Source organism: Mesorhizobium sp. 01N446 (assembly GCF_056399285.1).
The window spans coordinates 33,725-46,293 of record NZ_JBFTRA010000005.1 but is presented as its reverse complement, the minus strand read 5'-3'; the positions used below and the strand labels follow the sequence as shown (position 1 = coordinate 46,293).

Annotated in this window: 16 protein-coding genes; 2 read left to right on the top strand and 14 right to left on the bottom strand. The window is 64.5% G+C overall.

Features of this window, described 5'->3' with window-relative positions; genetic code table 11:
* Positions 1-192: 192 nt before the first annotated feature.
* The 14 genes from fliP to AC1DPX_RS19415 all read right to left on the bottom strand — a co-directional run bounded on the left by fliP (position 193) and on the right by AC1DPX_RS19415 (position 10,550).
* Positions 193-924: a flagellar type III secretion system pore protein FliP gene (gene fliP / locus AC1DPX_RS19480; protein WP_202358074.1), complete on the bottom strand. Its 732-nt coding sequence runs from the start codon at positions 922-924 to the stop codon at positions 193-195.
* Positions 921-1,415 carry a flagellar basal body-associated FliL family protein gene (locus AC1DPX_RS19475; RefSeq protein WP_477238901.1) on the bottom strand — a complete coding sequence of 165 codons (495 nt, stop codon included), beginning with the start codon at positions 1,413-1,415 and terminating at the stop codon, positions 921-923. Before AC1DPX_RS19475 ends, fliP begins: the two co-directional genes overlap by 4 nt.
* 20 nt (positions 1,416-1,435) lie before the next feature.
* Positions 1,436-2,143 (bottom strand): flagellar basal body L-ring protein FlgH, encoded by a 708-nt coding sequence (gene flgH, locus AC1DPX_RS19470; protein WP_202358076.1) that lies wholly within the window; start codon positions 2,141-2,143, stop codon positions 1,436-1,438.
* A complete protein-coding gene (locus AC1DPX_RS19465; protein WP_477238899.1) occupies positions 2,140-2,727 on the bottom strand; it encodes a MotE family protein in 588 nt (195 codons plus the stop codon). The genes flgH and AC1DPX_RS19465 overlap by 4 nt, the downstream gene beginning before the upstream one ends.
* 3 nt (positions 2,728-2,730) lie before the next feature.
* A complete protein-coding gene (locus tag AC1DPX_RS19460; protein WP_477238897.1) occupies positions 2,731-3,972 on the bottom strand; it encodes a flagellar basal body P-ring protein FlgI in 1,242 nt (413 codons plus the stop codon).
* A complete protein-coding gene (gene flgA / locus AC1DPX_RS19455; protein WP_477238895.1) occupies positions 3,969-4,493 on the bottom strand; it encodes a flagellar basal body P-ring formation chaperone FlgA in 525 nt (174 codons plus the stop codon). Before flgA ends, AC1DPX_RS19460 begins: the two co-directional genes overlap by 4 nt.
* A gap of 6 nt (positions 4,494-4,499) precedes the next feature.
* Entirely contained in the window at positions 4,500-5,288 is a 789-nt protein-coding gene (gene flgG, locus AC1DPX_RS19450; RefSeq protein WP_202358080.1) for a flagellar basal-body rod protein FlgG, read from the bottom strand.
* An 11-nt stretch (positions 5,289-5,299) separates the two neighbouring features.
* A complete protein-coding gene (gene fliE / locus AC1DPX_RS19445; RefSeq protein WP_202358081.1) occupies positions 5,300-5,623 on the bottom strand; it encodes a flagellar hook-basal body complex protein FliE in 324 nt (107 codons plus the stop codon).
* Entirely contained in the window at positions 5,620-6,036 is a 417-nt protein-coding gene (gene flgC, locus AC1DPX_RS19440) for a flagellar basal body rod protein FlgC (RefSeq protein ID WP_027060084.1), read from the bottom strand. The genes fliE and flgC overlap by 4 nt, the downstream gene beginning before the upstream one ends.
* Before the next feature lie 2 nt (positions 6,037-6,038).
* Positions 6,039-6,419: a flagellar basal body rod protein FlgB gene (gene flgB, locus AC1DPX_RS19435; protein ID WP_202358082.1), complete on the bottom strand. Its 381-nt coding sequence runs from the start codon at positions 6,417-6,419 to the stop codon at positions 6,039-6,041.
* A gap of 65 nt (positions 6,420-6,484) precedes the next feature.
* A complete protein-coding gene (locus AC1DPX_RS19430) occupies positions 6,485-7,318 on the bottom strand; it encodes a hypothetical protein (protein ID WP_477238893.1) in 834 nt (277 codons plus the stop codon).
* The gene (fliI, locus tag AC1DPX_RS19425) at positions 7,299-8,699 is read right to left on the bottom strand and encodes a flagellar protein export ATPase FliI (RefSeq protein ID WP_477238891.1); all 1,401 of its coding nucleotides are present in this window, start codon (positions 8,697-8,699) and stop codon (positions 7,299-7,301) included. Before fliI ends, AC1DPX_RS19430 begins: the two co-directional genes overlap by 20 nt.
* A 1-nt stretch (position 8,700) precedes the next feature.
* Positions 8,701-9,426, bottom strand: coding sequence for a flagellar basal-body rod protein FlgF (flgF, locus tag AC1DPX_RS19420; RefSeq protein WP_202358085.1), 726 nt, complete (start codon positions 9,424-9,426; stop codon positions 8,701-8,703).
* 2 nt (positions 9,427-9,428) lie between these two features.
* On the bottom strand, positions 9,429-10,550 hold the full coding sequence (locus tag AC1DPX_RS19415; RefSeq protein ID WP_477239433.1) for a DUF1217 domain-containing protein: 1,122 nt from the start codon (positions 10,548-10,550) through the stop codon (positions 9,429-9,431).
* A gap of 162 nt (positions 10,551-10,712) precedes the next feature.
* Between AC1DPX_RS19415 and motA the strand changes: the two genes are divergently transcribed.
* Together motA and AC1DPX_RS19405 are read left to right on the top strand one after the other, a co-directional pair.
* Positions 10,713-11,588 carry a flagellar motor stator protein MotA gene (gene motA, locus AC1DPX_RS19410; RefSeq protein WP_202358086.1) on the top strand — a complete coding sequence of 292 codons (876 nt, stop codon included), beginning with the start codon at positions 10,713-10,715 and terminating at the stop codon, positions 11,586-11,588.
* Positions 11,589-11,620: 32 nt separating this feature from the next.
* Positions 11,621-12,568: a FliM/FliN family flagellar motor switch protein gene (locus AC1DPX_RS19405; protein WP_477239431.1), complete on the top strand. Its 948-nt coding sequence runs from the start codon at positions 11,621-11,623 to the stop codon at positions 12,566-12,568.
* Position 12,569 lies beyond the last annotated feature (1 nt).

Genomic DNA, 12,569 nt, shown 5'->3' with positions numbered 1-12,569 from the left:
GTATGACGGAGCGGCATCATGCCAATGACCGTTGCGTTTGGGTCACCCGCCATCTGCGAGCGACTATGGCGGCGAGTTCCTACCAAAGGCCTAAACCGGACGGTTAAGCAAAAATAATTGGAGAAAAAATCGACGCCTCGCGCACTGCGCGATCTTTGCGGGCAGTCGTCGCTTCGGGCCGCGACGGCGAGGTCAGTTGAAGGATCGCACCAGGCTGCCGACGAGCAGGTTCCAGCCGTCGATCAGGACGAAGAACAGGATCTTGAACGGCAGCGACACCACGGTGGGCGGCAGCATCATCATGCCCATCGCCATGGTGATGGTGGCGACGATCAGGTCGATGACCAGGAATGGCAGCACGATCAGGAAGCCGATCTCGAAGCCGCGGCGGATCTCGGAGATCATGAAGGCGGGCACCAGGATGCGCAGGTCGACCGTCTCTTTGGCAACGACCTGGCCGCGCTCGCGGGCGAGGTCGGCGAACAGGTCGAAATCCTTGTCGCGCACATTGTGCAGCATGAAGGTGCGGAACGGATCCGAAATCTTCTCGAAGGCCTCGGTCTGGCTGATCTGGTTGTCCATCAACGGCTTGACGCCGGTGTTCCAGGCCTGATCGAAGGTCGGCGCCATGACGTAGAAGGTCATGAACAGCGACAGCGAAATGAGGATGAGGTTCGCCGGCGTCGACTGCAGGCCGATGCCGGCGCGCAGGATCGAGAAGGCGATGACGAAACGGGTGAAGCTCGTCACCATGATCAGCAGCCCGGGCGCCACCGAAAGCACGGTCAGCAGGCCGAACATCTGGATGATGTAGCCGACGGTGGCGCCGTCGGCCTTGCCGATGCCGCCCAGGTCCAGCTGCTGCGCCGCCGCGACGGAGGTGGCGGCGCCGATCAGCGCCGCGGCGAGAAGGAACTTCTTCATTCGAGCAGCAATGTCCTGATGAGAACCTGTTTGGCGTGCCCCTGGCTGCGGATCGAGGCGCGTTCCTCGATATCGGCTTTCAGGTGCTGGTAACCGCTGGCGCCCTCGATCTGATGCATCTTCAGCGTACGCACGAAGGCCAGAAGGTCCTGATGGATGTCCTCCGTCATCGCCGGCGGCTGCGGCGTGTCGTAGACGACGGATACTTCCATCCTGATCCAGGTGTCGGCGGGTGAGGCGATGTTGGTGGTGATCGGCGCCAGCGCGACAAGCGTCGGCCCCGTGCCTGGCTGTTGCGCGGCAACGGGTTCGGCGACCTTGCCCTCATTTTCAGGCGCAGCCGGCACCGATGACGGTGCGCCGGCACCCTTGAGATAGCCGCCGGACATCCAGCCCATGCCGATGGCGGCGGCCGTCACCACCAGCAGCATGGCGCCCTGGACCACAAGGGATGGACCCTTGCGCGGCTGAAGCTGTTCGACATTGGCCACGGCGCTTTGTTCTCCAATCCCTAGAACGGAAGAACCTGGTCGAGAACCTGCTGGCCGTAGGCCGGCTGCTGGATCTCGGTGATGCGGCCGCGGCCGCCATAGGAAATGCGCGCCTCAGCGATGCGTTCGTAGGGGATCGTGTTCTCGGCGCCGATATCGGCCGGTCGCACGATGCCGGCGATGGTCAGCACCCTCAGTTCGGCGTTGACGCGCACTTCCTGCGAGCCGGTGATCATCAGATTGCCGTTCGGCAAGACATCAGTGACGATCGCCGCCACATTGAGTTCAAGCGTTTCCGATCGTTTGATCTCGCCATCGGCCGTCGTGTCCGTGGCGGAGTTGAGCGTGCCCGCACCTTTGCCGGCGGTGCTCCATTTGTCCCACTGCGCGCTGAGGTCGAAGCCGAGCTTGCGGTTGGCGGTGCGACTCCTGTCGTTCTGGTTCTTGAAATTGGCGCGGTCGTTGATCTTGATCCTGACAGTCAGGATGTCGCCCTGCGAGAGCGCCCGGGGATCGGTGAAGAGGCGGCTCTGGCGATCGTCCCACAGCGAGAACTTCTTTACCGGCGCCCGAGGCGGCTCGGGGTATCTGTACAGGGAAGACGTGTTGCCGCCGTCGATGCCTGAGCCGACCGGCGACAGCGACGGTTCCTTGCCGACTTCCCTGAGGTTGGTGCCGCAGCCGGACAGCGTGGCGACCGCGCACAGGATGAGCATTCTGCGGATCATGACGGATCTACCCTTCGGGCTGCGCTGGCCATGATGCCGGTGAGCGTTGCCGCCGCCTTCTGGTCCATTTCGTTGAGAATGACGCTGGCCTTGCGCGAATCGAGCTTCATCAGGATGGCCGCGGCCAGGTCGGCGTTGACGATTGCCAGGCGTTCGGCCGCCGCGTCGGGCTTCATGCCGGCATAGATCTTGACGACGCCGTCCTCGGCCCGAGCCAGGAACACCTCGCGCCGCTTCAGCCAGGTCTCGTATTCGGCTTTCTTCGCGTCCAGCGCTTTCATGCGCTCGTCGATGCCGGCCTGCAGTTGCTTCAGCTCTTCCGCCTGCAAGGCATAGCGGCGGTCGCGGGCGGCATCGGCGATGTTGGAGCAGAAGCGCTCGATCTCGCTCTGGTCAGGCGCCTTTTCCCGCGTCAATTGCTGCGGCGCCGCCGCGGGTTGCGCTCCGGGCAGAACCTGGCGAACGACATCCTCGCCATGTGCGCCGCCACTGGCAATGGCCATGGCCGCCAGAACCACGGCCGCCAACGGGATTGCGCGGGAGGAGCGTCTTTCGTGGGATGAGGGGGAAGAGATCATCGGCATCGCCTATTGGAGAACCAGATCGGCTTGCAGGGCGCCGGCCGACTTGATGCCTTGCAGGATGGCAATGATGCCGTCGGGCTTGACGCCGAGACGGTTCAGGCCGGAGACCAGAGTTTGCAGGTCGGGTCCGTCCAGCACGGCGACGCGCGCGTCGGGCCGGGTGGCGTCGATGGCGGTGAAGGGTTCGACGGCAGTTTCGCCCTTGGAGAAGGGTTCGGGCTGCACGACGCGCGGCGCTTCGGTGATGCGCACCGTCAGCGTGCCATGGCTGATGGCGACGCGCGAGATCTTGACGTCGTTGCCGATGACGATGGTGCCGGTGCGCTCGTCGATGACGACGCGGGCCGGGGTGTCGGATTCGACCACCAGGTTTTCGATCTCGGCATAGAAGCGCGCGGCCGAAACGCTCTTCGGCCTTCTGATCTGCACGGTGCGGGAATCGCGCTCGCCCGCCACGCGCATGCCGAAGCGCTGGCTGGTGTAGTCGTTGATCGCGTCGGCGATGCGGATCGCGGTCGAAAAATCGGGATTGCGCAATTGCAGCGTCAGTGTCGACTGGTCGTCGAACTCGGCCTTCACCGAACGCTCGATGATGGCACCGTTCGGCACCCGGCCGGCGGTCGGCACGCCTTGCGTCAATTGCTCGGCCTGACCCTTGGCGGTGAAGCCGGAAACGATGACCGCGCCCTGGCCCACGGCGTAGATCTCGCCGTCCGCCGCCTTCAGCGGCGTCATGATCAGCGTGCCGCCGGCAAGCGAGGTGGCGTCGCCCATCGAGGAGACGTCGATGTCGATGCGCGCGCCCGATTGCACATAGGGCGGCATGTTGGCGGTGACGATGACGGCGGCGACGTTCTTGGCGCGCGCGCTGCCACCTTCGGTGGCGATGCCGAGATTTTCCAGCATCGCGCGGATCGACTGTTCGGTGAACGGCGAATTGCGCAGGCTGTCGCCTGAGCCGGCAAGACCGATGACCAGGCCGTAGCCGACCAGCTGGTTGTCGCGCGAACTTTGCAGCTGAGCGATATCCTTGATGCGCGAGGCGACCTGGCCGGGCGGCAGCGAGCTTGGCCCGGGCGAAACGCGGAACATGCGGGTCGTGGTGGCCGGATCATATTCCGGATCATTGTCGACGCCGCCGTTCCTGGCGGCGAGTTCACGCTTGGCCTTGGGCGTCAGGCCGTCCGCCAGGGCCGGCTGCAGGCCGAGCGTGGCCGCGATCAGAAGGGCAAGCAGGCGCATCATGAAGCGCTGACCTGGATGGTCCCGTCGGCCATCACCGTGCCGGAGAGGATCTTGCCGCTGTCGCTGTTGCGAACCTTGATGAAGTCGCCGGCCGAACCTGGCTGCAAGGTCACCGCGGTAGCTGTTATCGTCAGTCCGCCGGCGATGAAGAACACCTGCACGGCGGCACCCTGTTCGACCAGCCAGGCTTCGCGGATGGCGGCGGTCGGGATGTAGCGTCCAGGCAGCAGTGTGCGCTTGGCGATCTTGCCCTGAAGTTCCTCGGCGCGGGTCGCCATCGCATCGGGCTTGTGCTTGCCCGGGATGAGGGTCACCTGTTTCAGGGCGGCGAGCTCGATGGTCTCGCCGGGATAGATGACGCGGTTGGGGATCAGCACGACCTCGCCGGCAGGCTGATTGCTGGCGATCTGCGTTGCCGACTGATTTGCCGATTCCTGGGCGAAAGCCGGCATGCCGCCGGACACCAGCGCGAGGATCAGCGCGGTGCGGTGGAATGCGGAGCAGGAGATCGGCATGGCCATCATCCCTTACCTGATGTTCTTGGAGACGACCGAGGCCATGTCGTCGGCGGCCTGGATCACCTTGGAATTCATCTCATAAGCGCGCTGCGCCGAGATCAGCTCGGTGATTTCCTTGACCGGATCGACGTTGGAAGCCTCGAGATAGCCTTGCTGGACGGTGGCGAAGCCAGGGTCGCCGGGCACACCGACGTTGGCCGGGCCGGAGGCCGCCGTTTCCTGGAAGAGGTTGTCGCCGAGCGGTGCGAGTCCCGCCTCGTTGGCGAAGTTGACGATCTGGAGCTGGCCGAGAGTCTGCAGATTGGTCTGGCCGTCGATGCGGGCAAAGACCTGACCGGTCTTGTTGACGATCACCTCGACCGCATCGGTCGGCACGGTGATGGCCGGAATGACATTGGCGCCATCCACCGTCACCAGCTGGCCGGTGGCGTTGGTGTTGAAGGCGCCGGCGCGGGTGTAGAGCGTGCCGCCGTCGGCGCCCTCGATCTGGAACCAGCCCCGGCCGGTCAGGGCCATGTCGAAACTGTTGCCGGTGCTCGTCAGCTCGCCCTGGGTATGCACGTTGCGCACGGCCGTCGTCTTGACGCCGAGACCGATCGAAACGCCTTCCGGCACCAGCGAGGCGTTGGAGCGGTTGGGCACGCCTTGCGTGCGGTCGACCTGGTAGAGCAGGTCGGAGAATTCGGCGCGCGCCCGCTTGTAGCCGGTGGTGTTGATGTTGGCGATGTTGTTGGCGATGACTTCCAGATTTGTCTGCTGGGCATTCATGCCGGTGGCGGCAATGGCAAGTGCTTTCATGCCCTAACTCCTCAAATGCCCATTCGACTGACTTCGAGATAGGCCGAAACGACCTTGTCGCGGATGGCGACGGCGGTCTGAAGCGCCTGCTGGGCGCTCATCACGGCATCGACGACCTGGCGGGTGTCGGCATCGCCCTTGAGCGCCTGGAGCGACACCTGTTCGGCATTTTGCAGCGTGTTGACGGTCTTGGAGGCTGCCTGGCTCACCGCTTCGGCGAAGGAGGTGCCAAGGTTGCCTGATATCGCCGGCGCGACACCGCCCTGAAGCAGGTCGGTCGCCGTATCGCCCAGCCCGGGCTTCAGGTTAAGCGCGCCGATGCCGTTCACGATCATTGGTTCCTCATCAGGTCGATGGTCATTGAAATGAGGTCGCGCGCCTGCTTCACGACCTGCAGGTTGGCCTCGTAGGAGCGGTTGGCCTCGGTCATGTCGGCCATTTCGATCAGCACGTTGACATTGGGCATCTTGACGTAGCCCTTCTCGTCGGCGGCCTCGTTGCCGGGCTGGAATTCGACGGGAAAGTCACTCGGATCGCGATCGATCGAGTTCACTTCAACCGTCGAGCTGCCCGAGGCCCGGTCGAGCTCCGAGACGAAGCTGATGGTCTTGCGCCGATACGGGTCGGCGCCGGGCGTGGTGCCGGTCGACTGGGCATTGGCGAGGTTTTCCGAAACCACGCGCAGGCGCTCGGACTGGGCGCCGAGGCCGGATGCTGCGACTTTCAGGGCTGCGGTCAGTGCGTCCATGGTCAGCTCTTCACCGCCATCATCATCATCGAGTGGAAGGCCTTGACGATCGCCGTGTTGAGCTCGAAGGAGCGGCGCACCTCGCCGGCCTTGAGAAGCTGGTCCTCAAGCACGACCGAGTTCTTGGACGGCAGGACCACGCCGTCATCTTCCTGCGGCTTGATGGTGAAGCCGGCATTGGTCGCCGCGCTGCCGAGATGGCCGGCCTCGGTGGTCCGCAGCGACACAGCCGTGCGGTCGAGCACCTTTTCGAAGGGCTCGACATCGTTTGCCGTGTAGCCGGGCGTGTTGGCGTTGGCGATGTTGCCGGCGATCGCCGACTGGCGCACGGAAAGCCATTGCGCTTGCTTGGCGGCGAGATCGAAAAGGGAAACGGGCTCCATGGGAATCTCCGGGCATGTGCCCAAAGACTAGGCCGCCAGTCTTGCGCGGACCTTGCGGGCAGCCGCTACCTGGAAAGCTGGATCACCTGGTTGGTGCTGGTCAGCATGACCCACTTGCCGTTGCGCTGCTCGATCGACGAGACCGTGCTCGAATCCGGCAGTAGCGAGCCGCGCTGGACGATCCACAGGCCGGTATCGTCCTCGATCATGGCGCGGCCATTGGCGACGTGGACCATGCGGAATTTCGCGACATCGGCCGGGAAGGGCTGATCGCCGGGCGGCTGCATCGGAGTGGCGTCATCCTGCACCGTTCCGGTGGCGAGCAGGTCGATGCTGGTGTTGGGAAGGTCCTTGGCCGTCAGCGGCGCGCTGCGCGAGGTCACCACGCCGCCACCCGCGCGTCCCGAATTGGTGCCGGTGCCGCCAAACTTGATCGCCTGAACGCCGAACTGCTCCTGGTTGAAGAAGATATACCAGGGAAACAGGGCGCAGATCAGGCCGAGCGTGACGCCGAGCGCGGCGATGACGAAGTCGCTTCGCCGGTCCGCTTTCTTGCTCAACTTTGGAAATTGCGCCTTTGGTGGTTGCGGCCATTCGGTGACGGGAAACAAGCCGTCGATCAGCGATTCGCGGCTTTCCTCGGTCATCTCGGCAGCCTTGACACGGGGAACCACGGGCATGGCGGACACGGCAGCCCGAGCCATGGGTTCGGATCGGGGCAGGGTCGGCTTGACGGCCCTGGCCAGAACAGCCGCGGTCTTGGCCGCGATGGCGCTGGCGGCCTTTGCCCTGGCACTTCTCTCTTCCTCGGCCCGAGCCGCCTCGGCGGCGTTCGCCTCGGCGATCATCTCGTTCAGGATGCGCTCGGTGTACTGGCGTTCAGTCTCCTGATTCGGCATTCAGCTTTCCCTTGAGATGGCGGGCGAGATCGGAGAACGGATCGGCCGACGGGCGGTCCCTTGGCGATTGCGTCAGCGCCTCGTAGATCAGCGGCACCTGGCGCACGGCGATGTCGAGTTCAGCGTCGGCGCCGCCCTGATAGGCGCCGAGCAGGCGGATGTCGCGCGTGTCCTCGAAGCGCGAGATCATGGACTTCAGCCGCGTCACCAAAGCGCGCTGTTCGACGCTCCAGGCCTTGCCGGCCAGGCGCGATATGGATGACAGCGGATTGACTGGCGGATAGCGGCCCTGTTCGGCGATCGCGCGGTCGAGCACGACATGGCCATCGAGGATGCCGCGCACGGAATCGGCGACCGGATCATTGTGGTCGTCACCGTCGACCAGCACGGAAATGATGGCGGTGATCGACCCCTTGCCTTCGGCCCCCGGTCCGGCGCGCTCGAGCAATTTGGGGAGTTCGGTGAAAACCGAGGCGGGATAGCCGCGGGCGACCGGCGGCTCGCCGGTTCCCGTCGCCACCTCGCGCAATGCGTGGGCGAAGCGGGTGATCGAATCCAGCACCAGGAGCACACGCTGGCCCTGGTCGCGAAAGTGCTCGGCGACCCGCATGGCGGTATCGGGCGCGCGCCTGCGCATCATGGCGCTCTCGTCGCTGGTGGCGACGACGGCCACGGTCTTGGCCATGCTGTCGCCGATCGTGTCCTCGAGGAATTCACGGACCTCGCGGCCGCGTTCGCCGATCAGCGCCACGACGACGGTGTCGAACGCATCGGCGCCGGCGAGCATGGCGAGCAACGTCGACTTGCCAACGCCCGAACCCGCAAAGACGCCCATGCGCTGGCCGAAGCACAGCGGCGTGAAGATGTCGATGACCTTGACGCCGGTCATGAAGGCGGTGCCGACACGCTGCCGCGCCATGGCGCCGGGCGTCGTGGTGCCACCCGACAGGTCTTCGCCCCTGATCAGCGGCGGACCGCCATCGATCGCCCGGGTGAGCGCGTCGATGGCGCGGCCGCGCCATGAATCGTGCGGCGCCACCGCGAGCGGACCCCGGCGGAACACGGCATCGCCGATACCGGCATCGGCTGAGCGTTCGAAGGGAGCGACGACGACCTCGTCGCGGCTGATCTTGACGATCTCGCCGCGGCGCGCGCCGGACTGGCCGCGCTGCTCGACGATGTCGCCCAGCCTGGCGAAATCGGAAAGGCCGCGCACCTTGTAGTGCGTGGACGTGACTTCGGTTACGAGTCCGCCACGCTTGACCAGCCCGTCGGTGTTGCCGAAACGCCTGATAACGCGTTCCAGCGCGGCGAGCCGATCCTCGGGCGCCGGCTGGAGTTGCCTTTCGGGTGCACGGATGGAGGACCGGTCGAGCGGCATGCTAGGACTTCGAGCCGAGCGTCTTGATCGCCTCGTCGGTTGAGGAATCCGTCTGCCGCATCAGGGCCGCGGTGTTCTCGAAGGCGCGCTGGACCATGATCAGCCGGGTCATCTCCAGCACTGGATTGACGTTGGATTCCTCGACGAAACCCTGGGCGATACCGACATCGGAACGGTCGGTGACCGGCTCGGGGGTGCGCGCCGGCACGATGCCGGAATTGCCGTAGCGCACGAAATTCTCGCCGGGGTCGAAATTGTAGAGGCCGATCGAGCCGACAAGCTGGTCGTTCTGGCGCAGCGAGCCATCGGCGCCGGCCTTGGGCGGGCCGTTGCGGGGGTCGAGCTGGATCGGCGCGCCGCCGGCGTCGAGCACCGGATGGCCTTCGATCGACATCAGCTCGCCATTCTCGTTCATCGAGAAGCGGCCGTCGCGGGTCATGACGGTGCCGGCCGGTGTGTCGATGGCGAACCAGGCGTCGCCCTGGATGGCGAAATCGAACGGATTGCCGGTCTCGGCGAGGGAACCGTGGGCACCCGAAAGATAGGTCTTGCCCGACGAGGCGAACGACACCGATTTCTGGCCGGCGCCCGAGACCACATCCTCGAATTTCACGCCGGTGGCGCGAAAGCCGACGGTGTTGGCGTTGGCGACATTGTCGGCGATCGTGTCGAGCCGGCGCTCGAGCGCCATCTGCGCGGAAAGGGCGACGTAGAGACTGTCCCGCATGATCAGAACTTCAACTTCTGCATGGCCATCATCAGGTCGGTGGAGATGCCCGCCGCGACCGGCTGGGCGAAAAGCACGCTGACCGACGAAACGGCCGTCGAGGTCGGATTGTTGATCTCGTACATGCTGGTGAAGCGCGTCAGGAACTTGCTGAGCTTCGCGGGATCGGTGAAATCGGTGAGGTCGAGCTTCTGCTCGAACAGCTGTGCCTGCTTGTCGATGTCGGCGGTGGCGAAGGAATCGGGAAGCCCCAGCGCGGTGCGCACGACGCTGGCAAGAGCGGTATCGGCCAGCACATCGTACCAGCTGGTGATGTCGGGCGCCTTGCGTTGGAAGTAAAGCGCCAGCCGCACGCCCTCATTGGTCTTGCCGGCATCCTCCTCAAGCGTCTGGCGCATGTACTTGTCGACGGTCGGCTGCTGCGCCGGATTGATGGTGGTGGCGTTCGAGCCGTACTGCTCGAAGTTGAGGGCCGAGGCCAGTCCCGCGTAGGCCGGGTTATTCTGCTTGTTGGCGACGCTGTTTGGGTCGCGCACGCCACCCTGCAGGACCTGCTTGATCAGGGTCTTGTCCTCGGTCGCCGAGTCGAGACCGTATGCGGCCAGCGCGTAGGTGTAGAGCCGGCTGTTCGACATCAGGTCGTCCACGGACTTCACCTTGGTGATGTTGGCCAGGTAGTAGGCCGTTTCGCCCTTCACATAATCGGATTTCGGATCGAGGCCGGCGATCTGTGCCTGGATGGCGTAGTTCTTCGTCACCAGCTGCTGCGCCTTGTTGTAGATCGTCGCGTCGGCGCCATTGGCGGCGAAGTTGAAGGCGCTGACGAACTGGGCATAGCGCTTGTCGGTCAGCTTGTTGGCGAAACTGTTGGGGCTGGAAACGCCTTCCTTGAGCGCCTTGACCATGAAGGCCTTGGCGTAATCCATGTCCGCCAGCCCGTAGGCTTTCATGGCATATTTGAACAGCCGGTCATTGTTGACGAAATCGTCGATCGATTTCACCTTGGTGATGTTGGCCAGGTAATATTTGGTATCGCGATCGACCGTCGGCTGCTGCTCGATGCGGTCGATCGACTTGTTGATGTCTTTGGTGATCAACTGGTAGCTGGTAAAGGTATTGAGCAACGTCATGCCTCCGGCCGAAGCTTAATGTCGCGACAATAACCTCACTTCCTTGCGCGAAACTGAATCGCCCGACATTCGGTCCCGTGGCAGCCCGGATTCAAGCCTCACACAAGGCACGGGGACTATCCGTTGCACCTGATGTGAAATGCGGAAGGACCTGTCGTGGGCATTCTGATTGGACTTGTGGTGACGCTCGGCTGCGTCCTTGGCGGCTTCATGGCCATGGGCGGGCATCTGCACGTGTTGGTCCAACCGTGGGAAGCCGTGGTGATCTGCGGCGCTGCACTGGGCACCTTCCTGGTCGCCAACCCGATGAAGACGGTCAAGGATACCGGCAGGGGCATTCTCGAGGCCTTCAAGCAGGCGGTGCCGAAGGAACAGGATTATCTGGAAACGCTCGGCGTCCTCCACAGCCTGATGCGCGAGCTGCGCTCGAAATCGCGCAGCGAGGTCGAGGCGCATATCGACAATCCGGAAGAATCAGCCATCTTTCAGGCCTTTCCGACAGTGCTCAAGAACCACGATCTGATGAATTTCATCTGCGACTACTGCCGCATCATCATCATCGGCAATGCCCGCTCGCACGAGATCGAGGCGCTGATGGACGAGGAAATCCAGACCATCAAGAGCGACAAGATGAAGGCCTATCACGCGCTGGTCGCGGTCGGCGACGGCCTGCCGGCGCTGGGCATTGTCGCCGCCGTGCTTGGCGTGGTCAAGGCGATGGGCGCACTCGACCAGTCGCCGGAAATCCTGGGTGGCCTGATCGGCGCCGCGCTTGTCGGCACCTTCCTCGGCATCTTCCTGTCCTACGCCGTGGTCGGCCCCGTCGCCACCAAGATCAAGACGGTGCGCGAGAAGAAGAACCGCCTCTACATCATCGTCAAGCAGACGCTGCTCGCCTACATGAACGGCGCGCTGCCGCAGGTGGCGATTGAATTCGGCCGCAAGACCATCTCGTCCTATGAGCGGCCGACCATCGACGCCGTCGAGCAGAGCACGATGAACACCGGCAGCGCCGAGAAGAAGGCCGCTTGAGCGATGCACGTCAGATCGGTGCCGATACGGCCATGACCAGCCCAGGCAGCCCCGCGCAAGCGCGCTCGCTGATCATCGAGCGCCTGGTCGGCGACAGCGGCGAGGCTGATCAGGTCATCGACGCCGGCCGCGCCATGGCCGAACGCGCCGTGCCGCTGCTGCAGAAGGGTCTTTCGGGCGAGCTCGGCGTTCCCGTCATCGTCGACCTCAAGGCCGTCGAGGTCAGCCGCGTCCCCGAGGCGCGCTCGCGCGCCGGCGACAATTTCGCCATGACCATCGTCGGCTCGCCGGCATCCTCGGATGCGATGACACTCGTTATCGACGCCGCCGCGATCGCGATCATGGTCTCGACGCTGTTTGGCGGCGATCCGGATATGCCGGCATCGCCGATCGAGCGCGACCTGTCGCCGATCGAGGCCGATGTTTCGACCATGGTGTTCCAGGAGGTGGCGCAGGCGTTCAACGGATCGGGGCGGCGCTCGCTCGACCTGCGGCTGCCCGCGCCGCGAGCGATGTCGGGCGCCGAGGCGAAGCGGCATGTGCTGCGCGACGGCGCCGCCATCCGCATCGTGCTTGGCATCTCGACGCCGGTCGACAGCGGCTTCATCACCGTGACGCTGCCGCAGCGTGTCGTCCTTGTCGGCCGCGACGGCACCGCCGGCGTCGTCGAGGACGATCATGGCACCAGTTGGCGCGCACGTTTTTCGGAAGAGGTGATGCGTTCGACGGTGGCGCTCGAAGCCACCATGCCGCTGACGCGGCTGACGCTTGGCGACCTTGCCAATCTCGAAGTGGGCCAGGTCATCGACTTCGACGAAACGGCGCAATCACGGGCCCGCCTCAACGCGCGCGGCCAGACGCTGTTCGTATGCGAGTTCGGCAAACTGGGGCAGAATTACACCGTCCGAATCAGGCATCCTTTCGATGCCGGGCAGGATTTCATCGATGGGCTCATGCCGGCCGGTGCCGGGCGCGCCTGAG